Below are 23,320 nucleotides of genomic sequence, written 5' to 3' on the forward strand. Positions count from 1 at the left end.
AGATTAATGCAGTGTAATTTGCTTGTGCGAGATCGCGTTGATCTGCGCACGAATCATTTCGCTAATAGGATCTTCCGGACACTGCTCGACGAAATAGCTCAGATCGTTCAGCGCCACGTGCTCACAATCGAGCTGGGCATAGATCAACCCACGGTCGCGAATTTCGTACGGGTCTTCCGGATTAAACTGCAGCAGCACTTCGCTGGCGCGCAGGGCCAGCTCCATCTGACGCTCTTCCATTAACGCAGACTTCAGCGTATCCAGCAGCTTGCGGATCACTTCTGCGTTATCCGCCTCGTCGAGATCTTCGTTGAAGAGCTCAGCCACCGGGCTGATATTGCCTTTCAGCCACACGTCCAGCGTATGTTCATCCAGCGTATCGCCGTTGAAGGGATTAATGAGCCACATCTCACCGTCCAGCCACTCCGCACGCAGGATCATCTGCGTCGGAAAAATGACCGGCACCAGTGGAATATCCAGGCGATGCGCAACCCAAAGCAAAATAGAACCCAGCGCAACGGCGCTCCCCTGACGATTTTTTAAGACCTGGTCCAGCCATAATGCGTCAGACAGGCGATACACGCCCCGCGTGTCGCAGAAACCCCATTCGCCGTAGAAAAGCTCAAGCAGCTTCTCTAATTGCCAGTCCTGCGGGCGCGCCTGATTGATCTCTTCACGCGCCAGGCTGACCAGATTCTCCAGCTCATCGTAGACGTACTGCGACGTAAAATCGTCGCGGATCATCTCAGAAATCAGGATCATGCCATCGCAAAGCGGCACTTTATTAAATTCGAAATCGGCTAAGGACTTCATGACTTACCCCAGTAACGACCGAGCGTACAGCGACGCCCGGGCGAGATAAAACTCAAAACGATGTAGATGATAACGCCAAACCGCCTTTCAGTCAGCCTTACGCCTTTATCAGTACCTGCGCTCATAACCACTGCCCCAGCGTCAGGCGTTCGTTGCCGCCGTAGTCGCGGCAGGTTTTGACATCGGCGTAGCCCGCCTGGGTAAAGCGCGCCCGCACGGCTTCCCCCTGCGTCCAGCCATGCTCCACCAGCAGCCAGCCGCCGGAAAGCAAATGTTGTCGTGACGTTGTCACAATGTGATCAAGGTCGGCTAAACCCTCCCTGGCGGCGACCAGCGCCGTCAGCGGTTCGAAGCGCACATCCCCCTGCGCAAGGTGCGGGTCATGCTCGTCAATATAGGGCGGGTTACTGACAATCACTCCGAACGTCTGCTTCTCCAGCGCGCTGAACCAGCTGCTTTGCAGCACCGTCACGTTGGTCAGGCCAAGACGTTCCACGTTACGCTGCGCCAGCGCCACCGCGTCGGGCATCACATCTACCGCCGTGATCGCGCAGTCGGGCCGTTCGGTAGCGAGCGCCAGGGCGATGGCCCCGGTCCCCGTTCCGAGATCGAGAATGTGGCAGGACGATGCGGGTAAGCGCGCCAGCGCTTGTTCAACCAGACACTCGGTGTCGGGGCGCGGGATCAGCGTCGCCGCCGAGACGTAAAGCGGTAACGACCAGAACTCGCGCTCGCCGACCAGGTGCGCCACCGGCTCGCCGGTTTTACGGCGGGCAAGCAGCGCGGCGAGCCGGGCTTCCTGTTCCGCGGTCAGTTCAGTTTCGCCGAAGGCCAGCAGGTACGTGCGGGCTTTACCCGTCACATGCTCAAGCAAAATTTCGGCATCACGCTTCGGGCTTTCGCTTTCGGAAAGCTCACCGGCAGCCTCACGTAACCAGCGCTGAAAATCCATTATTCCTGCTCGGACAGTGCCGCCAGCTGGTCGGCCTGGTATTCCTGCACGATAGGCTCAATCAGCATATCCAGCTTGCCTTCCATTACTTCGTCCAGACGGTACAGCGTCAGGTTGATGCGGTGGTCAGTCACGCGCCCCTGCGGGAAGTTGTAGGTGCGGTTACGGTCGCTGCGATCGCCGCTGCCCAGCAGGTTACGACGCGTAGACGCTTCCGCCTGCTGGCGTTTCGCCATTTCGGCCGCGTGGATACGTGCGCCCAGCACGGAGAGCGCTTTGGCTTTGTTTTTGTGCTGGGAACGCTCGTCCTGACACTCCACCACGATGCCGGTCGGCAGGTGGGTAATACGGATGGCGGAGTCGGTGGTGTTAACGTGCTGCCCCCCCGCCCCGGAGGAGCGGAAGGTATCAATACGCAGGTCAGCCGGGTTGATGTCCGGCAGCTCCGCTTCCGGCAGCTCCGGCATCACCGCCACCGTACAGGCGGAGGTGTGGATTCGGCCCTGAGATTCGGTAGCCGGTACGCGCTGCACGCGGTGACCGCCGGATTCAAACTTGAGACGACCGTACACGCCGTCGCCGCTGATCTTGGCGATAACCTCTTTGTAGCCACCATGTTCGCCTTCGTTGGCGCTCATGATCTCCACGCGCCAGCGACGCGACTCGGCGTAGCGGCTGTACATGCGGAACAGATCCCCGGCAAACAGCGCCGCTTCGTCCCCGCCGGTCCCGGCGCGGACTTCCACGAACGCGTTGCGTTCGTCGTCCGGATCTTTTGGCAGCAACAGCACCTGAAGCTGCTGCTCCATCTCCTCAGAACGCGCTTTCGCATCCTGCAACTCTTCCTGCGCCATCTCGCGCATTTCAGGATCGTCGAGCATCATCTGCGCGGTTTCGATATCGTCCTGAACCTGTCGCCAGTCGGTAAAGCATTTAGAAACATCACTTAACTGCGCGTATTCACGTGAAAGTGCGCGAAAACGTTCCTGGTCCGCAATGGTCCCGGCATCGCCGAGCAGCGCCTGGACTTCTTCATGGCGCTCGTGCAGAGCTTCCAGTTTAGCGACGATAGAAGGCTTCATAGGCGTAAGTGCACCTTGTCTTAGAAAATGGGTATAGGGCGCTATTCCAGCCCGAGGCTGTTGCGCAGAATAGTCAGGCGTTCATCATCCCCGTCACGGGCAGCCTGCTGAAGAGATTTGGTTGGGGCATGGATCAGGCGGTTAGTCAGTTTCCACGCCAGATCCTGCATAATCGCCTGCGCATCGCCGCCCTGCTCCAGGGCCGCTAACGCTTTGGCAGTCAGGTCATCACGCACCTGCTCCGCCTGCCCGCGGTACTCGCGGATGGTCTCGCTGACGCTTTGCGCGCGCAGCCAGGCCATAAACTCACTGGTTTCCTGCTCGACAATGGTTTCCGCCTGCACTGCCGCCGCTTTACGCTGCGCGAGGTTGTGCGAAATGATGCTTTGCAGGTCATCTACGCTGTACAGATAGGCGTTAGCCAGCTTGCCGACTTCTGGCTCCACGTCGCGCGGGACGGCGATATCCACCAGCAGCATCGGCTGATTACGGCGGGACTTCAGCGCACGCTCCACCATCCCTTTGCCGATAATCGGCAGCGGGCTGGCGGTCGAACTGATAATAATGTCCGCCTCCTTCAGGCGTTCATCGATGTCGCTCAGGGCAACCACCTCTGCCCCCACTTCATCCGCCAGCACCTGCGCGCGTTCGCGGGTGCGGTTAGCGATAATCATCTTTTTCACTTTATGCTCGCGCAGATGGCGCGCCACAAGTTCGATGGTTTCGCCCGCGCCCACCAGCATCACGGTGACGGTGGAGAGGGATTCAAAGATTTGGCGTGCAAGGGTGCAGGCCGCGAAAGCAACAGAAACCGCACTGGCACCAATGTCGGTTTCGGTTCGCACACGCTTCGCCACGGAGAATGACTTCTGGAACATGCGCTCCAGTTCGCTGGCCTTCAGATGCCCTTTTTGCGAATCCGCAAAGGCTTTTTTCACCTGACCCAGAATTTGCGGCTCGCCCAGAACCAGCGAATCCAGCCCGCTGGCCACGCGCATCAGATGGCTGACGGCATCGTTGTCCTGATGCCAGTACAGGCTGTTGCGCAGCTCGTCTTCATTGAGATTGTGGTAGTCGCATAACCAGCGGATCAGCGCTTCGTGCAGGTTGTCCTGCTCTTCCACGCTTAAATAGAGCTCGGTACGGTTGCACGTCGAGAGCACCACGCCACCCTGCACCATCGGCTGTGCAAGCAGGCTATCCAGCGCCAGGTCGAGCGTATCTGGCGAAAACGTTACGCGTTCTCGCAGCGAAACCGGGGCTGTTTTGTGGTTGATACCGAGTGCTAATAGGGTCATGTTGAGCGGGAGTAGTACCAGCGTTAATAAGGTTAGCAGAACGCATCATACAGGATGCGCGAGATCAATAAAAGAGACAGCCCCCTTTCGGAGTAATAGGTTACACAACGCTTTGAGATAATTTGAACGTAGACGGTAGCCCCCTTCGACGCTAGCATTAACAGTTATAACTGCAACGTATCTCAAGGATTTGTCCTCATTATGACCCGACTGATTCGCCTGCTGCCCCTGGCGGCACTGGTTCTGACCGCGTGTACCGTCACCCAACCAAAAGGCCCGGGCAAAAGCCCTGATTCACCCCAGTGGCGTCAGCACCAGCAGGACGTCCGTAATTTGAGCCAGTACCAGACCCGCGGCGCCTTCGCCTATCTCTCTGATGAGCAAAAAGTGTATGCCCGTTTCTTCTGGCAGCAGACGGGTCAGGACAACTATCGCCTGCTGCTGCTGAACCCGCTGGGCAGCACCGAGCTGGAGCTTATCGCGAAACCGGGCGAAGCGCAGATCACCGATAACAAAGGCCAGCACTACACCGCAACCGATGCCGAAGAGATGATTGGCAAGCTGACCGGAATGCCTATCCCGCTCAACAGCCTGCGCCAGTGGATCCTTGGCCTGCCGGGTGACGCCACCGACTACACGCTTGACGATCAGTATCGTCTAAGCCAGGTGAACTACACCCAGAACGGCAAAACCTGGAAAGTGGTGTACAGCGACTATGACAGCAAGAGTAAACCGTCGCTGCCATCCAACATGGAACTGACCCAGGGCAGCCAGCGCATCAAGCTGAAAATGGACAACTGGATCGTTAAATGATGACCCACTGGCCCTCTCCGGCAAAACTGAATCTGTTTTTATACATTACCGGCCAGCGCGCTGACGGCTATCACACCCTGCAGACGCTGTTTCAGTTTATTGACTATGGCGACACAATTTCTATCGAACTGCGCCAGGACGGGCAGATTTGCCTCCTGACGCCGGTCGACGGCGTGGCGCATGAGGACAACCTGATCGTGCGCGCTGCGCGTCTGCTGATGAACGCCGCTGCGGAATCGGGTCGTCTGACTGCGGGAAGCGGTGCGGACATCCGTATCGAGAAACGTCTGCCGATGGGCGGCGGCCTGGGCGGCGGCTCATCCAACGCCGCTACCGTGCTGGTTGCCCTGAACCACCTTTGGGGCTGCGGGCTGTCGCAGGACGAACTGGCCGCCTTAGGCTTGAGGCTGGGTGCGGATGTCCCGGTGTTTGTGCGCGGTCATGCGGCCTTTGCTGAGGGCGTGGGCGAAATCCTCTCCCCGGTCAACCCGCCGGAAAAATGGTATCTGGTTGCTCACCCCGGCGTGAGCATTCCGACCCCGGTCATCTTTAAAGATCCTGACCTGAAAAGAAATACCCCGATTCGGTCAATAGAAACGTTATTAAATTGTGAATTCAGCAACGATTGCGAGGATATCGCAAGAAAACGTTTTCGCGAGGTTGATGCGGTGCTTTCCTGGCTGTTAGAATACGCGCCGTCGCGCCTGACTGGTACAGGGGCCTGTGTCTTTGCTGAATTTGACACCGAATCCGCCGCTCGTCAGGTGCTTGAGCAAGCGCCGGTTTGGCTGCATGGTTTTGTAGCGCGTGGGATGAACATTTCCCCCCTACAGCAGGCCATTCTGGCGCAGACTGAGTTTCGGTGACAACGTCACCCTGTTCCAGACGTTGCATCGCGCTCTTTAATACACCGCCTGGATAGCCTTTGCCTGGCCCGCACAGTTTACGGCGAACGCTATCCACCACTGGACGCATGCCTGAGGTTCTTCTCGTGCCTGATATGAAGCTTTTTGCTGGTAACGCCACCCCGGAACTAGCACAACGTATTGCCAACCGCCTGTACACTTCCCTCGGCGACGCCGCTGTAGGTCGCTTTAGCGACGGCGAAGTCAGCGTACAAATTAACGAAAATGTACGCGGTGGTGATATTTTCATCATCCAGTCCACCTGTGCTCCAACGAACGACAACCTGATGGAACTGGTTGTTATGGTCGACGCCCTGCGTCGCGCTTCCGCAGGCCGTATCACTGCTGTAATCCCTTACTTCGGCTATGCCCGCCAGGACCGTCGCGTCCGTTCCGCGCGTGTGCCAATTACCGCGAAAGTTGTCGCTGACTTCCTGTCCAGCGTTGGCGTTGACCGCGTACTGACCGTTGACCTGCACGCAGAGCAGATCCAGGGCTTCTTCGACGTCCCGGTTGATAACGTATTCGGCAGCCCAATCCTGCTGGAAGACATGCTGCAGCTGAACCTGGATAACCCCATCGTGGTTTCTCCGGACATCGGCGGCGTGGTACGTGCCCGTGCTATCGCTAAGCTGCTGAACGATACCGACATGGCGATCATCGACAAACGTCGTCCGCGCGCTAACGTTTCTCAGGTGATGCACATCATCGGTGACGTGGCTGGCCGCGACTGCGTGCTGGTTGACGACATGATCGATACCGGCGGTACGCTGTGTAAAGCGGCTGAAGCGCTGAAAGAGCGTGGTGCCAAGCGCGTATTCGCTTACGCGACCCACCCGATCTTCTCCGGCAATGCCGTAAACAACCTGCGCAACTCCGTCATTGACGAAGTTGTAGTATGCGATACCATCCCACTGAGCGACGAAATCAAGGCACTGCCAAACGTGCGTACCCTGACCCTGTCCGGGATGCTGGCCGAAGCGATTCGTCGTATCAGCAACGAAGAATCCATCTCTGCAATGTTCGAACACTAATCGAACACGGCCGAAAAACCCGCTGCGGCGGGTTTTTTTGTCTCTGGGTTTTATTTGTATGATTAATGCCTCCTTCACCTGCCATTCACATGACAGATGATGCGCATACGGATGATAGATAATTGTGAAAAACGTAGCCTCCTCACATGTTCTGCCCTTTCGCGCCCTCATCGACGCCTGCTGGAAAGAGAAGTACACCTCGTCACGTTTTATCCGTGACCTGATTGCCGGGATCACCGTCGGCATTATCGCGATTCCGCTGGCGATGGCGCTGGCGATTGGCAGCGGCGTTGCACCGCAGTATGGCCTGTACACCTCGGCCGTGGCCGGGATTGTCATTGCCCTGACCGGCGGCTCACGCTTCAGCGTCTCCGGCCCGACCGCCGCCTTTGTGGTGATCCTCTACCCCGTTTCGCAGCAGTTTGGTCTGGCAGGCCTGCTGGTCGCCACCCTGATGTCCGGCGTCTTTTTGATTCTGTTTGGTCTGGCCCGCTTTGGGCGACTGATTGAGTACATCCCCCTTTCCGTCACGCTGGGGTTCACCTCGGGGATTGGGATCACCATCGGAACCATGCAGATCAAGGATTTCCTCGGCCTGCAAATGCCCCATGTTCCGGAGCACTATTTACAGAAAGTGGGTGCGCTGTTTATGGCGCTTCCGACGGCCAACCTGGGCGATGCCGCCATCGGGATTGTGACGCTCGGAACACTGATCGTCTGGCCTCGTCTGGGTATCCGTCTGCCCGGTCATCTTCCCGCGCTGCTGTTGGGCTGCGCGGTGATGGCTGTCGTCAATATGTTCGGCGGCCATGTCGCCACTATCGGCTCGCAGTTCCACTATGTTCTGGCGGACGGTTCGCAGGGGAGCGGCATTCCGCAGCTGCTGCCGCAGCTGGTGCTGCCGTGGGATATGCCCGGATCCAGCTTTACCTTAAGCTGGGATTCCCTGCGCGCCCTGCTGCCCGCCGCGTTCTCGATGGCGATGCTGGGGGCGATTGAATCCCTGCTCTGCGCCGTCGTTCTGGACGGGATGACCGGCACCAAGCACAAAGCCAACAGCGAGCTGGTTGGTCAGGGGTTAGGGAACCTCATCGCACCGTTCTTTGGCGGTATTACCGCCACGGCAGCCATCGCCCGTTCTGCGGCCAACGTGCGCGCAGGTGCAACGTCACCCGTTTCGGCAGTTATCCACTCCCTGCTGGTGATCCTCGCCCTGCTGATCCTCGCCCCACTGCTCTCCTGGCTACCGCTTTCCGCCATGGCCGCCCTGCTGCTGATGGTGGCCTGGAACATGAGTGAGGCGCACAAGGTGGTAAACCTGCTGCGTCGGGCGCCGAAAGACGACATCATCGTGATGCTGATCTGCATGTCGCTGACCGTGCTGTTCGATATGGTTATCGCCATCAGCGTCGGGATCGTGCTGGCTTCCCTGCTGTTTATGCGCCGTATTGCGCAAATGACGCGCCTCTCCCCGGTTAACGTGGAGGTGCCTGACGATGTGCTGGTTCTGCGCGTGATTGGCCCGCTGTTCTTCGCCGCGGCGGAAGGTCTGTTCAGCGATCTGGAGTCTCGCATCGCGGGCAAACGGGTTGTGGTGCTAAAATGGGATGCCGTACCGGTGCTGGATGCGGGCGGCCTGGACGCCTTCCAGCGCTTTGTGAAACGTCTGCCTGAAGGCTGTGAGCTGCGGGTGAGTAACCTCGAATTCCAGCCCCTGCGCACCATGGCGCGTGCAGGCGTGCAGCCGATCCCTGGCCGCCTTGCTTTTTATCCTAACCGTGAAGCCGCGTTAGCGGATCTGTGAGCCGCCTGATGCAGAGAAACGTCTCTGCATCATCACCCCGATCGCCTGCTGGAGCCATGCAAGCACGGCAGGCGTCATCCAGGTTCCCTTCATCAGATGCGGCTCCTGCTGCATGGCCGTACGAAACTTTTGCTGGGTCTCCGGGTTGGTGCCCGCGTACGACTGGAACAGCGCCAGCCAGTTTTCGGCAAGCTTTTGGGCATCGTCAGAGGCGGGGGCGAGATTTTCCCGCTGCGCCTGATGCAGCTTCGCCACCAGCGGCGGCCACTCCATCATGCGATCAAAGTAGTGCTTCCGCGTAAAGGCCATCTCTTCGGGAGTAAGGTACTTCTCCCATATGCTGAGCTTGGATTCCGCAAACGCGCGCGTAATGTAATCCGTCATCTCCGGCGTGATGCCGGTCTGCACCTGCATCTGTGGCTCTACGCTGTGCATCTCGTTCAGCCGGGTAAGAAACTCCGGTTTGCCCGCCGTGTCCTGCTCCAGGCGCTCCATCCAGCGCGTCGCCAGGTCCTTCGCCCTCTCGTCCGTAACGGGTATATGGTACTCCAGCAGCGCGTTGGCCTCTGCCACCAGCCCTGACCAGATAGCCGACAGCGCGTCCTTCTGCACCGCAAACGGCAGCTGCTGTAACTCTTCTTTGCTAAACCAGCGATCGTACATATTCATTAACTCCAGAGTCTGTAGCCAGGATTCCAGGTCCGGCGTCGCATCGTCGAGAAGCCCGGCACGCAGTTCGACCAGCCGGTCGCGCAGCGTATGTATGCTACGCAGCTGTTTATCCAGCAACGTGATTTGCGCATCGAGTAACTCGGTTAACGACAGCGACTCCTGTTCAAGGAAATCCCTGATTTCAGCAAGTTCCAGCCCCGCTTTTGCCAGCGCCTGGATCATATGCAGGCGCTGAACATCCGCCAGGTTGTAAAGCCGGTAACCTGCCGCGCTTCTGGCAGAAGGCAGCAACACTCCTGTTTGCTCATAGTGATGCAATGTGCGTACGGTGATACCGGCCCGTTTCGCCAGTTCACCCACCTGAATCAACATAACTGCTCCTTTTCTTTGCCAGTGCCGCCACTCTGGTGCCTTACGTTACGTGAGGGTCAACCCTTGATGCAAAAAAAAAACGACTCCCAGGGAGTCGTTTAGGTATTCTTTCGTCATGGCACTAGCTGTGCTTATGCTGATCTCGACGGCAGCGTTTATCGTAGTGGCGCACCCACCAGTATTTATCGCAGACTTCCTCATGTCCGCTCACGCGCGCCCCGGCGAGCCACAATACCGCACCGAGGAAGATGCTCAGTACCGCGCCATGCGCGAAGTATTGCGGAAGATCAAGCTGCGGCAGCTGGTTTAATATGGAATAACCTACGCCGACGACCATCACAAACAGCCCCAAACCCATCAGCACGTTACCGAGTAGCGAAGCGTTTTTGCGTTTCATGTGTCACCTCCGGAACTTTGGGTTGTCAGGGGAAAAGCCCCTAATCCTTGTGTGTAAAGTATAGACAACGCTCCTTTTATGAGTTGCGTGAATGATCACAATTACAGATAACGCCCAGACAAAAGTTTACAAATAACACGTTGAACAGCTTGAAATTCTAATTGTTCAGGTAAGTAATTATTCGTATTTCGCTGCGACGATCGCAGAATTTTGTCAAGCGGCGCGCCAGACAGTAAACTACGCGCCAGATCTGGAACCCATTAGGAATTGAATCGTGACGATTAAACTGATTGTCGGCCTCGCCAACCCGGGCGCAGAATATGCGGCTACCCGCCACAATGCCGGGGCATGGTACGTCGATCTGCTGGCCGAGCGGTTACGTGCTCCCCTGCGTGAAGAACCTAAATTCTTCGGGTATACCTCACGTATCAACCTTGCTGGCGCGGATGTTCGCCTGCTGGTCCCCACCACGTTTATGAACCTGAGCGGTAAAGCCGTGGCGGCGATGGCAACGTTTTATCGCATCAATCCGGATGAAATTCTGGTCGCCCACGATGAGCTGGATCTTCCCCCTGGCGTGGCAAAATTCAAGCTGGGCGGCGGGCACGGTGGTCACAACGGTCTTAAAGACATCATCAGCAAGCTGGGCAATAACCCGAATTTCCACCGTTTGCGCGTGGGAATCGGCCATCCGGGCGATAAAAACAAAGTTGTCGGTTTCGTGCTCGGTAAGCCACCGGTTTCTGAGCAGAAACTGATTGATGAGGCGGTAGACGAAGCGGCGCGCTGCACGGAAATCTGGCTGCAAGACGGCTTAACCAAAGCGACAAACCGCTTACACGCTTTCAAAGCGCAATAATCCGCCCGATACGGCTTTTTTACCGCGCGTCATGCGGGTTACGTGTATAATAGGCGTAGTTATTTACTTTTCATCAATCGGTTATCGTTAACGGATTGATTATCAAGATATTAAGGTGATTTAGAAATGGGATTCAAATGCGGTATCGTCGGTCTGCCAAACGTGGGCAAATCCACCCTGTTTAACGCGCTTACCAAAGCGGGTATCGAAGCGGCGAACTTCCCGTTCTGTACCATCGAACCGAACACCGGCGTGGTGCCAATGCCTGATCCGCGTCTGGACCAGCTCGCGGAAATCGTGAAGCCGCAGCGCATTCTGCCCACCACCATGGAATTCGTGGACATCGCGGGCCTGGTGAAAGGCGCATCCAAAGGCGAAGGTCTGGGTAACCAGTTCCTGACCAACATTCGTGAAACCGAAGCGATCGGCCACGTAGTGCGCTGCTTCGAGAACGACAACATCATCCACGTTAACAACAAAGTGGATCCGGCTGACGACATCGACGTCATCAACACCGAGCTGGCGCTCTCTGACCTCGACACCTGCGAACGTGCAATTCACCGCGTGCAGAAGAAAGCAAAAGGCGGCGACAAGGACGCGAAAGCGGAACTGGCTGCGCTGGAAAAATGTCTGCCACAGCTGGAAAACGCCGGCATGCTGCGCGCGCTGAAAAACCTGACTGACGAAGACAAAGCGGCGATCAAATACCTGAGCTTCCTGACCCTGAAGCCAACCATGTACATCGCCAACGTTAACGAAGACGGTTTCGAGAACAACCCGTACCTCGACAAAGTGCGTGAAATCGCTGCGGCGGAAGGTTCTGTGGTTGTTGCCGTGTGTGCTGCCGTTGAATCCGACATCGCCGAGCTGGACGACGCCGACCGTGAAGAGTTCATGGCCGAACTGGGTCTGGAAGAGCCGGGCCTGAACCGTGTGATCCGCGCAGGCTATGAGCTGCTGAACCTGCAGACCTACTTCACCGCTGGCGTGAAGGAAGTGCGTGCGTGGACGATTCCTGTGGGTGCGACTGCGCCTCAGGCGGCCGGTAAGATCCACACCGACTTCGAGAAAGGCTTTATTCGCGCACAGACTATCGCGTTTGAAGACTTCATTACCTACAAGGGTGAGCAAGGCGCGAAAGAAGCAGGCAAGATGCGTGCAGAAGGGAAAGATTACATCGTTAAAGATGGCGATGTGATGAACTTCCTGTTTAACGTTTGATTGGTTTTGAATGAAAAAAATCCACGCTTTGGCGTGGATTTTTTTTACATGGTAAAGAGAATGATTTCGGCAGTCGCAAGTTTTAACGTCTGAAAAGGGTGCTGGTCTGGTCAGGCAAGTCTCTCACCTTTAGCAGGTATGCCCCCTTTGCGTACGCCAGTTTCAGGCACTCTTGTCGCTGTAATTTTAATGTTAAATGTGAATTTGGTACGAAGGTCCTGATCTAGACAACGCGTTACGCTTCATATCCCAAGAATAAAACCAATTATGCCAGCCATTTTGTATTACTGTAAAATTACATACAACAACCACTTCCTTTGACTGGTTTAATGTTAAGTAATAGAAAATAGCGCCTTCAGGAGATGCAGACCAAAATAGTTTTTCACTCTGAGCGTTGAAGATGGTCAAAACGGTTGGTAACGGCTTTGTTTCGCTTAACACAAACACTAATTAGCGTGTTGAATCGACCATTGCGTTGTCTAAAAAGGGTATGCTGAAAATATATTTTATCCTTTAGCGATCAAAACGCTTCTATGATCAATTTCATTTTTTATCCAGAACATTTCATCTTGAGGTAACGATCCATTACTGCAAAAATCAACAAGTTCACCTTGCCAACCATCAGGAACATATTCTTGATAATGCATACTCTCAACATATTCCGAATATAATCTTTTATTATCAAAGTCTATAAATAAATCCGGCATAAGTTCATATATATCCCACCAAGTTGTTTTTTGCGAAAGCCTATTATAAAACTCCTCAGCCATGTCATTCTTATTGTATGGATAACCATCGTTAATTAAACCATCAATGAATATCTGCGCGTTTTCTTCATTTACTACTGGTATGTCATATCTTTCCTTATGGATATTCTGTAGGTTTATTTCCACCCCACTTTTCACAAAATCCTCTACCCATTTAACTCTGTCTAAGACCCACATTTCCTTGAATGCAACGAACCAATAAAATCTTCCTTCATACTTAACTATCACAAGGAGTTCGTCATCTTTATTGATATTCATATAGTAACCTATCTTACATTCCCGGAGCCTGGAATCGCTACTTCTTCAAGCCATTCTGCCCATATTGATGGTAATTCATACGACCTACCTGGCGTAGTCGGATCCACGCGTAATGTTTGATTTTTTTTATACAGTAACGAACTTATCCTCTTTTGCGCAGATAGAACTCTAGATATTTTTTAGGTCTATCCTGAAACGCACGCTCTTTGCCGTAGTTATAAGCATCGTTAAAATATTTATACGCTTCCTCGAATTGATTTAACTCATAACAGACCATGCCGAGATCGATTAAGGGTGCAGTGTCTATATCCGATCCACGTGTCCGTAATGTCGTCTCTCCCCATTTCTTTGCCTCAGCGTAATCCGCGAGATCAAAATATGCGCTGTACATGCAGGCAGAGATCCAGTTGGCAAATTCAGATTCGAGCTTTGGTTCAGGAAGAGCTTGCCAGGCTTTTTGGTATTGCTCTAAAGCCTCGGCGTATTTTTGGTTGCCGTGAAACTCGTTTCCTTTTTGTACAAGAGATGTAACTTTTTCATCAAATTTATCGAAACCGTTTTTCATATTTTTATTAATTATCAATCGAAAAGAGACCTCCTTGCCTATATAAAAGTGGATTTAAGCGAAAAATGTTGTCAGAAGCAAGGAGGGTTCTAAAAGTGTTAGTTTTTATTATTAACCTAGTCAAAAAAGAATTGCTTAAAGCCTTCTGCCTCAACATCCTTTAGCTTGTTTTTTAGCATTAAATCGATATCTTTCAGAAAGTCCTCTCTAAAATTAAAATCATCAGCTGTAACATCACCATCATATTTACTTTGTTCTATCTCAATGGCAGAACAAAAAGAATCCAAAAAGTCAGCTAAGGAACTGGAAATGATGAAATTTCTTTTTTGGATACTACCATAAACTGGAGAGGTTATATTTTTGGTATCACAAAAAAGAACATCTCCATTTCTTTCAGCAAAGATTACATAATCATCGTGCCAAGCCGTATCATTTTGAACTCTCCAGCCTGATAACATTTCTTTTAGCTCTTGGGGCTCAACAATCTGTATAAAGAAGGCACCATCAAATGTTGGGTGGTCATTTAAAATCAAATGGCTATAAAAAAATCGAATTTCACCATTTAAATTTACAGGAAAAGAAATTTCATTCTCATCGTCTGTATATACTATCTCTCCCATATTTAAATCAATCATTTTGAATTTGTTAACAAAGTCTTGGATAGTATTTTTTATATGCATTATTCCTCTTTAAGAGTTAACATTATTGGCTACTCTTAAAATTACTATGACCCATAGTTGAAAAATGTACCCATAATCCAAAGAACTTCTTCGCGCCATTAAAAAAGAAAAACAAAGAATCAATAATGGCACGACACCCTTCAATATTAAGGTAGTTTATTGCCCTTTCTTTTACGATTTGAGTCTATTTCGTAGAAATAATCTTCACAGAAAACGTCTAAAGCATTTTCCAGTGGAACAAGTTTCACCCCCCGGAATCCTTTACTTTCTATAACTTCCTTGACCTCTTGTTTAACAATAATAAAACCACCTAACAATGTGTCGTTCAACGAAAGTATATCATATTCAAGCGCATCATCATTGAATTCAATTTTAAAAGGTATGATATCTCCGAACTTATCCTCTTCGAGAATAGATTTATCCTCATCTATAACATCGCCGCCTGGAAAATATACATATTTAAAATCATCCCGAAGAACTTGACCATTCCCAATCGAAACTGGTGTTATATCTCGGCCAAAAAAAACATTGTGCTTATAATTTTCAAAAATTGAAAATAAAGACTTATCCATCAAGTGTCCAAAGTCTTTTTTATAATAGTCAAATTTCAAAGCCCCAACATTTTTATTGCACAACAAATAAATACGGTCTGGGCATGCATCGTCTGTTATTCGATAAGGGAAGGAAAATGCAGAGCCTTCTATTTCCCAGTTTTCATCGATTTGTAATCTTTCATCAACCATGCCCTGTAAATTTCTTGGCATGAGTGATGATTCAAAGTCATTCATGATCACATAATAGGACATTAATTCATTCTCCTGCATTTTGTTGTGGGAACATGTCCCATCCAAATTTTATTCTTCATATCAATCTGGATCCGCCTTATAGCTATCCTCGCCCCTTTAGCATCCAATCTTCCAGAATTATATCGTTGCTCAACACGAGCAATGCGCTGACGGACAATGTCACTATAGTTATGATGATTACTACTATGGAAAACATCCATACCTTTCCCTGCATCTTGTTTCATCGCTGATGCACTACCTGGAACATGAATACCATTAAATGCAGAGTTCATGTCTTTTCCGATACCAATATTATTGAAGAATGATTGGTTCTCTTTCCACACCTCAACGGGTATAACATGGTGAGCAGAAAGTCTATCACCAACTTTACCAGCCATAGCTTTATCTAATATACCGCTATTAGATAGCCCCCACGGATCCACCCACCCCAGCGCATTCGGCGCATACTGGTAAAGATTTATCCCCCCCGCCAGCCCTATCGGGTCCTGCTGCGTAAATCTTCCGCAGTCCGGGTCATAATACCGGAACAGATTGTAGTGCAGCCCTGTCTCACGGTCCAGGTATTGCCCCTGCATGCGCAGGTTCTGAGAATATCCTGATACCTGCGTCTCGCTTTCCCGCAGCAGCTTGCCCCAGGCGCTGTTTACCCCTTCCCAGCGCACCTGCCCTTCGATATCTGTCATCCGCTCCGGCGTGCCGTTGGGCTGGCAGTGGAACCAGAAGATCTCCGGAGCATCAACGCCGTCAATACGCGCCAGCGGGTCGTAACTGTCCTGATCGCTGTAAACGTAGGTCAGCGGCACATCCCCGTGCACTTCCTGCAGCAGCCGGAACCCTTCCCAGACAAACCGGGTGGTGACCGGCTTGCCGGTTGGCAGTCCGCCCAGCATCTGGCGGCGCGTTTTGCTGATGCGGCGACCGAGCGGATCGTAGCGGAAGCTGACCTGCGTCTGCGGTTTGTTGCGGTCCCGCGGCTGGCTGATGACTTCCGTCAGGCGATGTTCGCCGTCGTAGCGGTAGTGCCAGCGCGTCTGGCCGTTATCCTTCTCCACGGTGCGGCCGTGGATGTCATAACGCCAGCGAATGCCGTTCAGCTGCGTCAGGCGGTTGTGCGTGACCTTCTCAGCAGATCCTTCGAGCGGGTTACCGGCTGCATCCCAGCGCCACTGCTCCTGGCCAGGCAGCGTGCCGTCCTGAACGAGCAGGCGCCCGGCGCTGTCGTACTGCCAGCGGTACCAGCTGAACGGGTTATCGTCCCGCTCTTCGCGCACCAGGTTATTGCGGTAGTCATAATCCCAGCGGCGGGACCAGCGGCGCGGCGACGGGCGCTGGGCGTTGCCGGTAAAGACGTCACGGCGATGCAGTCGGCCAAGGCGGTCGTATTCGCTGCGGGTGGTCAGCAGACCCTGGGTGCGGCTGGTCTCGCGGTGAAGCTCGTCGCGGGTAAAGTCGGAGACCGAGAGCTTATCAAGAGCAATGCTGAGCAGATGCCCGCTGCCGTAGTAGAACTGCTTCAGCTCGCGACCATCGGGCAGCGTGACGGAGGTGCGGTTGCCCAGCGCGTCATACTCCCACGCCAGCTCGCCGTGCTCGCCCGCTTCGCGGGTGACGCGACCGAGTGCGTCATACTCAAAGGCAAGCTCCTGCTCTGCCTCGGTGGTCCACGCGTCGGCTGAAAGCGCCGGATGCAGCCCAATCCGGCTTAATAGCCCGGACGGCGTGTAATGGTAGCGGGTCTGCCCTTCCAGCGTGGTGCGGGCGACCAGCTGGCCGCTCGCGCTCCTGGCGAAGGCGTGGGTGATGGCCTCCGGATGGCCGGCGGCAAAGGTGCGCGCAATCGTGCGCCCGCAGGCATCATAGCGATACTGCGAGGCCACGCCATCGAGCCCCACCTCTTCCAGCAGCAGCGAGTCTGGCCCCCAGCGGAACTGATACGCTTCGCCGTTCTCGTTTTCCAGGGCAATCAGACGCCCGCGGCTGTCCCAGCGGCGGCGCACCTCTTCACCCTGCGTATTTCGGGTGGCGGTTAAGCGCCCCGCCTCGTCGTATCTGAACTCGCTCTCTTTCCCGTCGGCGCCCGCATGCTTCACCGGCAGGCCACGTTCGTTCCATTTGAGCGACTCCGTCCAGCCTTCCGGGCGGTCGAGCTGCACCGGACGCCCTGCGGCGTCGTAGCGGTAACGCGTATCTTCACCGTCGGCGCCAGTCTCAGCCACCAGCCAGCCCAGCGGGTGATAGCGATAGCGGGTAATACGCCCGGAACAGTCCGTCGAACGGACGATCTGCCCGGCCTCGTTGTACTCCTGATAGCGGCTGTTGCCTGCGGCATCGACCTCTTCTACAACCAGGCCAAACTCGTCCCGTCGCAGCTGCGTCGTCTGCCCCATCGGGTCCACCACGCGCTTCAGCCCGTGATGTTCGTCGTACCAGAACCGGGTGGCGCTGCCGTCGGCTTCGATAATGGCCGCGGGAAGCGCGCGGTGCTCCAGCCAGGTGGTGGTGCGGGTATTGCCGTCGGCATCGGTCTCCTGCACCCGGTTGCCCATCTCGTCGTAGACGAAGGTGACGGCGTTGCCGAGCGGATCGATGCGACGCGTGAGAAGCTCGTTATCATCCCACTCGTAGCGCCAGTTTTCACCGCGCTCGTCTACGTAGCGGACAATCAGATTCTGCGCGTTCCAGTAGTGGCGGCGCGTCTGACCATCGTAGTGCTCGACGGTCGTCAGCCCGGCGGCTAAATCATAGCTAAAGCGGCAGCCGTCGCCGGTGCTGGTGCGGTTTTCCACCACGCGCCAGTGATCGAATTTTTTCCAGCGGTATTCGCTCTCCAGCCCGCCCGGCATCCGGTGCCAGACCATCAGGCCGTGGTCGTTGTAACGGTATTCACGCGTCACCACGCCGGAGGCATCCGTCGCGCTCGCCAGCTGGCCGCGCGCGTCGTAGCCCCACTGCATCAGCGGCCAGGTTTGGTTGCCGTCGAAATGGCTGGCTGCGGTCACGCGCAGCGGGAAACGTTCATCGTCATAGCGCAGGGAGACGTCGATGGCCCGCGGCTCATCATGGATACCAACCAGCCTGCCGTGTTCGTCCCACGCCGTCAGCAGCGCATTGCCGTATTCATCGCTAAGGGAGGCCAGACGCAGGATTGAGGGGTTCGCCCGGGTGGGTTTATACAGACGCCACACCGCGCCGTCATCGTCGGCAATCGCCACGTCGCCGTTCTCATTGCGGCGGATAATGATGCCTTCGCTGATGCTGTAAAACGCGCGGTCGACAGGCGGCAGTTCAAAGCTCAGCTCGCGCCCGGTTTCATCGAACCAGGTCGCATTGTTATCTTCCAGCGAGAGATAGCTGTCAAAGGTCGTTGCCCAGCCCAGGCCGAACAGCCCTTCGCGGGTGGTCAGGCTGTTGTAGCTGCGCTGCCAGCGAAGCGGGAAGCGCCCCGGCAGCGAGAAGTCGAGCTCGTCGTCGTCGTTCAGCACCTTCACGCCGGTGGCGGCATGGACCGGATGCGAGGAGCCAAACACGGCGTTGACCGCCATATCCGCCAGCATCCCGCCGCCGGCCGCGGCCAGCGCGCAGGGCATGTTTTTCAGGATCTTGCCCGGACGCCCGCGCAGCAGGGAGAGCGCAATCATCCCCAGCGCCAGACCCGGCGTTTTACCGCTTTTGATATCACGGACCGTAAGCGTGTCCCCGCCGATGATCACGTTCGGGGAGACGTCGTCGGAAACGGTGCCTTCGCAGGTGGTGCGATCTTTCGCACGCACCGCGGGCTGCCCGTTGATAAAGACGCTTTTGGAGCCTTCCGCCAGATACTGCGGCCCGGAGTGCTTTTCACACGCCACCTTATCTTCTTCCAGCGGCGAGGTTCCCGCGGCGGCTGAGGCCACGCTCGGCTGCCACATTTCGCTGCCAAACTGTCCGGCGGCGGAAAGCAGCATGCCCGCGTAATCGGCAAAGCTGCCCGGCGACTGCGGCTCAGGGGACGGGGTATCGGCGGGCGTGAGCGTGCCTGCCGCGCGCGCGGCAGGGATTGCGTTGGTCAGTACGTTGTTCGAACCGGTGGTGATTTTACCCGCAGGCGACGGCGGGAAAAGCGCATTGCCTAACCCTTCCGCGGCGTTGCTGATATCGTCGGTGATCCCCGCCACGTTCGCCAGCACGCCACCGATAATCCCGCTTAACAGACAGCTGGACCCAATCGCCGCCACGCCCGCTGCGGCGGCTCCGGCACCGAGGAGTGGCGCGGCGGCCGTAGCCGCCAGCCCCACTGCCGCACCGATCACCGCATAGGCGGCACCTTCCGCCACAATGCTGGTGATATCAGCAAAAATGCTGGAGTGAATAATCTCGTCGCCCTTACGGGCCGCGTTGTTATCGCTCATGCCTTACACATTCCGGTTGTCGTTTAGCGTCAGACTCTGCTTAAGCGCGCTCCAGCGCACCTCGTCCTCTTTGGTAAAGGCTCTTAATGCCGAGAGGGTAAAAATCATCAATATCGGTTTGCCCGGCGTCTGCACGGCCAGCTGTTTTTGCCACAGGCGCTGTCCGTTACGGTCAAAGGTGGTCTCGACTTCCAGTCCGCTAATTTTTCCGTCAGGCCCGGCGTTTACGTTCCGGAATTCGCTCTGGGCGATCTCACCCATCTGAGGACGCAACACATCCCACTGGCGGTGAAACTCTTGTTCGTAGTCGCTGCCATCGGGAATCACGCCGCGGCTGACCACCACGGACAGCCCGCTTTCGTCATCGCGAATAATGTTCATGCTGTTATCCTGCCAGGCAGCAGGAAAAAGGGAAAATGAACCTTCCTGGAGGGTGTATTTCATAAGTGAACTCGGGATGATTAATATTGAGAGAAACAAAAAGGCCAATCCATGTTGGCCCTTTGGCTGGCTGTTTTATTATTTACGCCATTGACCTGATTGTTCGACTAAAACATGGCTGCCTTTGCTGACAACCAATTTCACGGGTGCATACGTCACGGTATAAGCGATCTCGCCATTCTTGTAGGTTGAGCCGATTATTTTACCTGCGGAGTCGTGCAACGTTTTTCCCCTTAAGGAGATCGTACTGTTATCGCTTTTGCGCACGCCGAGATAGACCATCTGATCACATTCGCTATCAAAATGACCGCACTTATTTATAAGAGAAATAGCGAACCTTTCGGTGTCCAGTTTTCTGGTTTCAGCGTTTTGAACCGAAGCGGCTTTACGTAACGTATAACGCTGCGGAGCATAATAATTTCCTTTTTGAGGAGGAGTAACTAAACGCCATTCCATCTCACTCCCCTTTATTTCCAGAACAGCCCGTCCGCCTGCGCCGCCAAACGATGAGTTGAACTCAACGTTCGCACGGTTTCCTGCGATCGTACCGCTAAGATTTCGCTCATCATCTTCCGGGCAGTCGATGCGGTTTCCTCTCTGGGAGATATAGCAATAAGACCCGGTGATACGGTTGCCTGATTCAGCTAACTGCAGGGTTAACGTCGAGTCGTTGCCAACCCCGCCTGCCCAAACCCCGTCAAACGCAGGTCTCGATTGGCTGTTCGCTGCAAACTGCATCGTATTGAACCTGGCGGCCCATTGCTGAATATCGGCATTAATCGGCTGACTATTATCAGAGGACTGGTAATGGATAACGTTTGATTCTGGAACCACCCAGGCCGCGAAGATTTTGCCGTCAGGATTGATAACCAGCGCTGAGGCATTTTCCTGGTAGAGATCCTTTAGCCAGCCCTCAACAAACAATCCTCCACCTGGAGTGGTATGCGGTTCACCGAAGACATCAAAGTTATCAATAAAGGCCTGGTAATGATTTCCCAGCGTTTTCCTGAGAATGTCCGTCACTTCGCTATCATTAACGATGCGACTTACCGTATTGAGCTTATTGTACTGCGATAATTCAAGTGCCGTAGAGGTTTCAACGACGCCAGCCAATAAAGCCGCGCACAATGCGGATGCTAAAAATTTATTGGGCATAATTTACTCTGAAGAACCATTATCGTAATTCATTGTCATTTTCACAACGTTGCCGCCCTTCATCCCAAAAGAGAGTACTTTTTTACCCAACGCATAGGAAACCCACTGTGTCCCGGAATCATTTTCAACAAGGCCATTGCCGTATGCGTTGTTCAGCTCTCTAGTTGTTGAACCCACATGGATACCCCGCGGCGTTGCGAAGTCTTCGGCAGTCAGCGTAATCTGCGACACGATATAATCATCAACGCTTCGTTCAGCTTTATCCCACCAGAGATTGGAACTGAATATTTCTAACCCAGTCCTTTGATGCTGGTAGAATTTATAGTTCGTTCCGTCAAAAGGAACCTCACCGACAAAGCTGCCTTCCCACGGCACATCAATTTTACGGGCACTATCAGGAGACCATCGGTCGCCCAATGCGACAGGCTGGTCTTTGATCTGCACAGAAAAATCCCGTTTTGTCAGAACGGGAGGCATCACCTGAGCCAAAACCACATTGCTGCCGAGACAGGTAAACATCAGGGCAGAAAAAAGAAATGTCGGCGTGTGTTTTTTCACGTTAATCGTCATTTATTGAATGTGTATTGCTATTATCATCCAGAAGAAACCGCCAGGACATGAGTGCAGTATTTCTTAGTCTGCGCTAATGACGACTGAACCCAGACAGTGAGGATTTTTCACGGTGAAACTGAAGCTCACCTTTTGTCCATTCATATCTTTTCGGGCTGTATAGCTGGTCGCTTCGTTCTCCGAACGGCCGCGCGGATAATCAGTTAACCTCAACTGCGGATAGCGCTTTTTAACGGTATCAAGCGTTATGCATTGACCTGAGGAGGGTGAAAAATTCAGTAAAGGCGCCATGCCGTCGTTATCTTTGCTTAAACGTAACTCAATTGCGGTTATGTTCGTCCCATCAGCGAGTTTGATATCGTCGGCATTGTAGAAATTGATATATTCATTTTGCCTGGTCATCTTAAACGATAACGGCGCATTACTAAGGGTTGTAACGGATAAGGTCTTAAGCGATGCGCTCATCCCGGAAATAAACATCCAAAGATCCTTTTTCTGAGCGTCTCCTTCAGCCATTCCCGTCGTTAATAATGCGATAAGTACCGCACCGGCCTTACTCATCTTTTGGCGTAAATTTCGCCTGCACCGCCGCATCAATATCCCCTTTATGCCCCGATCCCGGCGCCGTCGTGCCCGGCTTGGTTCCCGACGTGTTCAGATGAAGCTTACCGCCCGTGGTGATATAACCATCCCCTTCGACAAAGAAGTTAAACTCTTTGCCGATCAGGTTAATCTTGCCGTTAGCATTCAGCTCAATGGCACTCTCACCGGAGACCAGCCGCAGCTTCGTCCCGGAAGCAATGACGTACTGCTCCACCGCCGCATCCAGCTTGCCTTTCCCCGTCAGGATCTCGGTGCCACCTTTCACAGCCTGGGTCTGATTCGCTTCCACGCGATGCAGTTCATTTTTCTTCACGTAATGGCTGCGCGCTCCGCCGACGCTGTGCGTTTCATCATTTTTAACGCTGGTGTCCATGTTGCGCTCGGCCTGGATCCATACCTGCTCTGCGCCAGCCTTGTCCTCAAACCGCAGGGCGTTGGCATTGTCCACGGAACCGTCTTTTGTGCGGCTCATAAAGCCCATCTGCGTCGCCGCAGCCGGCAGCGCCCACGGCGGCATGCTCGCGTCGTTGTACACGCGCCCGGTAATGATCGGACGGTCCGGGTCGCCGTTGATAAAGTCCACCACCACCTCATCGCCCACGCGCGGGATTTGCACCCCGCCGTAGCCCTGGCCCGCCCACGCGCTCGACACGCGCACCCAGCAGGAACTGGTGTCATCGCCCTTCGCCAGACGGTCCCAGTGGAACTTCACCTTCACCCGGCCGTATTTGTCCGTCCAGATACTCTCGCCCTTCGGCCCCACCACCTTCGCGGTCTGCGGGCCGTAGGTGCGCGGCCACGCCGTGGTCTGCGCCGGACGGTAGACCACCGCCGACGGAATGACCGTGAAATCGGTCCGGTGAAT

The 23,320-nt window shown here is 54.4% G+C and carries 22 protein-coding genes; 6 read left to right on the forward strand and 16 right to left on the reverse strand.

Annotated elements, in window-relative coordinates:
- Positions 1 to 3: 3 nt before the first annotated feature.
- The 4 genes from sirB1 to hemA all read right to left on the reverse strand — a co-directional run bounded on the left by sirB1 (position 4) and on the right by hemA (position 4,145).
- Positions 4 to 813 carry an invasion regulator SirB1 gene (sirB1, locus tag ACOTXI_RS16305; protein WP_008499515.1) on the reverse strand — a complete coding sequence of 270 codons (810 nt, stop codon included), beginning with the start codon at positions 811 to 813 and terminating at the stop codon, positions 4 to 6.
- A 121-nt stretch (positions 814 to 934) separates the two neighbouring features.
- Positions 935 to 1,765, reverse strand: a complete 831-nt coding sequence (prmC, locus tag ACOTXI_RS16310) for a peptide chain release factor N(5)-glutamine methyltransferase (protein ID WP_008499514.1) — start codon at positions 1,763 to 1,765, stop codon at positions 935 to 937.
- Positions 1,765 to 2,847, reverse strand: a complete 1,083-nt coding sequence (prfA, locus tag ACOTXI_RS16315) for a peptide chain release factor 1 (protein ID WP_008499513.1) — start codon at positions 2,845 to 2,847, stop codon at positions 1,765 to 1,767. The genes prmC and prfA overlap by 1 nt, the downstream gene beginning before the upstream one ends.
- Positions 2,848 to 2,888: 41 nt before the next feature.
- On the reverse strand, positions 2,889 to 4,145 hold the full coding sequence (hemA, locus tag ACOTXI_RS16320) for a glutamyl-tRNA reductase (protein WP_008499512.1): 1,257 nt from the start codon (positions 4,143 to 4,145) through the stop codon (positions 2,889 to 2,891).
- Between the two features lie 201 nt (positions 4,146 to 4,346).
- Here hemA and lolB point away from each other — a divergent pair, with 201 nt between their 5' ends.
- From lolB to dauA, 4 genes are all read left to right on the forward strand, one after another.
- Entirely contained in the window at positions 4,347 to 4,958 is a 612-nt protein-coding gene (gene lolB, locus ACOTXI_RS16325; RefSeq protein WP_008499511.1) for a lipoprotein insertase outer membrane protein LolB, read from the forward strand.
- A complete protein-coding gene (ispE, locus tag ACOTXI_RS16330; RefSeq protein WP_058653340.1) occupies positions 4,955 to 5,824 on the forward strand; it encodes a 4-(cytidine 5'-diphospho)-2-C-methyl-D-erythritol kinase in 870 nt (289 codons plus the stop codon). Before lolB ends, ispE begins: the two co-directional genes overlap by 4 nt.
- Before the next feature lie 125 nt (positions 5,825 to 5,949).
- Positions 5,950 to 6,897 carry a ribose-phosphate diphosphokinase gene (gene prs / locus ACOTXI_RS16335; RefSeq protein ID WP_003856663.1) on the forward strand — a complete coding sequence of 316 codons (948 nt, stop codon included), beginning with the start codon at positions 5,950 to 5,952 and terminating at the stop codon, positions 6,895 to 6,897.
- Between the two features lie 124 nt (positions 6,898 to 7,021).
- On the forward strand, positions 7,022 to 8,701 hold the full coding sequence (gene dauA, locus ACOTXI_RS16340; RefSeq protein ID WP_008499507.1) for a C4-dicarboxylic acid transporter DauA: 1,680 nt from the start codon (positions 7,022 to 7,024) through the stop codon (positions 8,699 to 8,701).
- Here the strand turns inward: dauA and ACOTXI_RS16345 are convergent.
- Positions 8,687 to 9,745: a MerR family transcriptional regulator gene (locus ACOTXI_RS16345; RefSeq protein ID WP_008499506.1), complete on the reverse strand. Its 1,059-nt coding sequence runs from the start codon at positions 9,743 to 9,745 to the stop codon at positions 8,687 to 8,689. The genes dauA and ACOTXI_RS16345 overlap by 15 nt on opposite strands.
- A gap of 121 nt (positions 9,746 to 9,866) precedes the next feature.
- Positions 9,867 to 10,142 (reverse strand): stress-induced protein YchH, encoded by a 276-nt coding sequence (gene ychH, locus ACOTXI_RS16350; protein ID WP_008499505.1) that lies wholly within the window; start codon positions 10,140 to 10,142, stop codon positions 9,867 to 9,869.
- Positions 10,143 to 10,416: 274 nt separating this feature from the next.
- Between ychH and pth the strand changes: the two genes are divergently transcribed.
- Complete coding sequence (pth, locus tag ACOTXI_RS16355; protein ID WP_008499504.1) at positions 10,417 to 11,001, forward strand: aminoacyl-tRNA hydrolase; 585 nt, start codon at positions 10,417 to 10,419, stop codon at positions 10,999 to 11,001.
- Positions 11,002 to 11,127: 126 nt separating this feature from the next.
- Positions 11,128 to 12,222, forward strand: a complete 1,095-nt coding sequence (gene ychF / locus ACOTXI_RS16360) for a redox-regulated ATPase YchF (protein ID WP_003856650.1) — start codon at positions 11,128 to 11,130, stop codon at positions 12,220 to 12,222.
- 506 nt (positions 12,223 to 12,728) lie between these two features.
- On the opposite strand, the gene ACOTXI_RS16365 is transcribed toward ychF, so the two are convergent.
- The 10 genes from ACOTXI_RS16365 to ACOTXI_RS16410 all read right to left on the reverse strand — a co-directional run.
- Entirely contained in the window at positions 12,729 to 13,247 is a 519-nt protein-coding gene (locus ACOTXI_RS16365) for a hypothetical protein (protein WP_008499502.1), read from the reverse strand.
- Positions 13,248 to 13,389: 142 nt separating this feature from the next.
- The gene (locus ACOTXI_RS16370) at positions 13,390 to 13,812 is read right to left on the reverse strand and encodes a hypothetical protein (RefSeq protein WP_008499501.1); all 423 of its coding nucleotides are present in this window, start codon (positions 13,810 to 13,812) and stop codon (positions 13,390 to 13,392) included.
- A 116-nt stretch (positions 13,813 to 13,928) separates the two neighbouring features.
- A complete protein-coding gene (locus tag ACOTXI_RS16375; RefSeq protein ID WP_008499500.1) occupies positions 13,929 to 14,492 on the reverse strand; it encodes a hypothetical protein in 564 nt (187 codons plus the stop codon).
- Positions 14,493 to 14,638: 146 nt separating this feature from the next.
- A complete protein-coding gene (locus ACOTXI_RS16380; protein WP_058653343.1) occupies positions 14,639 to 15,298 on the reverse strand; it encodes an Imm43 family immunity protein in 660 nt (219 codons plus the stop codon).
- Positions 15,298 to 19,686: an RHS repeat-associated core domain-containing protein gene (locus tag ACOTXI_RS16385; RefSeq protein WP_058653345.1), complete on the reverse strand. Its 4,389-nt coding sequence runs from the start codon at positions 19,684 to 19,686 to the stop codon at positions 15,298 to 15,300. Before ACOTXI_RS16385 ends, ACOTXI_RS16380 begins: the two co-directional genes overlap by 1 nt.
- Before the next feature lie 3 nt (positions 19,687 to 19,689).
- Complete coding sequence (locus ACOTXI_RS16390) at positions 19,690 to 20,130, reverse strand: DcrB-related protein (RefSeq protein ID WP_008499497.1); 441 nt, start codon at positions 20,128 to 20,130, stop codon at positions 19,690 to 19,692.
- Positions 20,131 to 20,205: 75 nt separating this feature from the next.
- The gene (locus tag ACOTXI_RS16395; RefSeq protein WP_008499496.1) at positions 20,206 to 21,282 is read right to left on the reverse strand and encodes a hypothetical protein; all 1,077 of its coding nucleotides are present in this window, start codon (positions 21,280 to 21,282) and stop codon (positions 20,206 to 20,208) included.
- A gap of 3 nt (positions 21,283 to 21,285) precedes the next feature.
- The gene (locus ACOTXI_RS16400; RefSeq protein WP_230964495.1) at positions 21,286 to 21,840 is read right to left on the reverse strand and encodes a hypothetical protein; all 555 of its coding nucleotides are present in this window, start codon (positions 21,838 to 21,840) and stop codon (positions 21,286 to 21,288) included.
- A 75-nt stretch (positions 21,841 to 21,915) separates the two neighbouring features.
- Positions 21,916 to 22,413 (reverse strand): hypothetical protein, encoded by a 498-nt coding sequence (locus ACOTXI_RS16405; RefSeq protein ID WP_072205790.1) that lies wholly within the window; start codon positions 22,411 to 22,413, stop codon positions 21,916 to 21,918.
- The coding region (locus ACOTXI_RS16410; RefSeq protein WP_421766139.1) for a type VI secretion system Vgr family protein at positions 22,406 to 23,320 on the reverse strand (915 nt) is incomplete at its 5' end. The genes ACOTXI_RS16410 and ACOTXI_RS16405, both read right to left, overlap by 8 nt.

The sequence above is a fragment of the Enterobacter cloacae complex sp. BZL2005 genome, from assembly GCF_049238885.1.
Taxonomy (GTDB): domain Bacteria; phylum Pseudomonadota; class Gammaproteobacteria; order Enterobacterales; family Enterobacteriaceae; genus Enterobacter; species Enterobacter roggenkampii.

Coding starts and splice junctions, on each gene's coding strand:
- sirB1 (WP_008499515.1), bottom strand. CDS start 813: ATGAAGTCCTTAGCCGATTTCGAATTTAATAAAGTGCCGCTTTGCGAT.
- prmC (WP_008499514.1), bottom strand. CDS start 1,765: ATGGATTTTCAGCGCTGGTTACGTGAGGCTGCCGGTGAGCTTTCCGAA.
- prfA (WP_008499513.1), bottom strand. CDS start 2,847: ATGAAGCCTTCTATCGTCGCTAAACTGGAAGCTCTGCACGAGCGCCAT.
- hemA (WP_008499512.1), bottom strand. CDS start 4,145: ATGACCCTATTAGCACTCGGTATCAACCACAAAACAGCCCCGGTTTCG.
- lolB (WP_008499511.1), top strand. CDS start 4,347: ATGACCCGACTGATTCGCCTGCTGCCCCTGGCGGCACTGGTTCTGACC.
- ispE (WP_058653340.1), top strand. CDS start 4,955: ATGATGACCCACTGGCCCTCTCCGGCAAAACTGAATCTGTTTTTATAC.
- ACOTXI_RS16345 (WP_008499506.1), bottom strand. CDS start 9,745: ATGTTGATTCAGGTGGGTGAACTGGCGAAACGGGCCGGTATCACCGTA.
- ychH (WP_008499505.1), bottom strand. CDS start 10,142: ATGAAACGCAAAAACGCTTCGCTACTCGGTAACGTGCTGATGGGTTTG.
- ychF (WP_003856650.1), top strand. CDS start 11,128: ATGGGATTCAAATGCGGTATCGTCGGTCTGCCAAACGTGGGCAAATCC.
- ACOTXI_RS16365 (WP_008499502.1), bottom strand. CDS start 13,247: ATGAATATCAATAAAGATGACGAACTCCTTGTGATAGTTAAGTATGAA.
- ACOTXI_RS16370 (WP_008499501.1), bottom strand. CDS start 13,812: ATGAAAAACGGTTTCGATAAATTTGATGAAAAAGTTACATCTCTTGTA.
- ACOTXI_RS16375 (WP_008499500.1), bottom strand. CDS start 14,492: ATGCATATAAAAAATACTATCCAAGACTTTGTTAACAAATTCAAAATG.
- ACOTXI_RS16380 (WP_058653343.1), bottom strand. CDS start 15,298: ATGTCCTATTATGTGATCATGAATGACTTTGAATCATCACTCATGCCA.
- ACOTXI_RS16385 (WP_058653345.1), bottom strand. CDS start 19,686: ATGAGCGATAACAACGCGGCCCGTAAGGGCGACGAGATTATTCACTCC.
- ACOTXI_RS16390 (WP_008499497.1), bottom strand. CDS start 20,130: ATGAAATACACCCTCCAGGAAGGTTCATTTTCCCTTTTTCCTGCTGCC.
- ACOTXI_RS16395 (WP_008499496.1), bottom strand. CDS start 21,282: ATGCCCAATAAATTTTTAGCATCCGCATTGTGCGCGGCTTTATTGGCT.
- ACOTXI_RS16405 (WP_072205790.1), bottom strand. CDS start 22,413: ATGAGTAAGGCCGGTGCGGTACTTATCGCATTATTAACGACGGGAATG.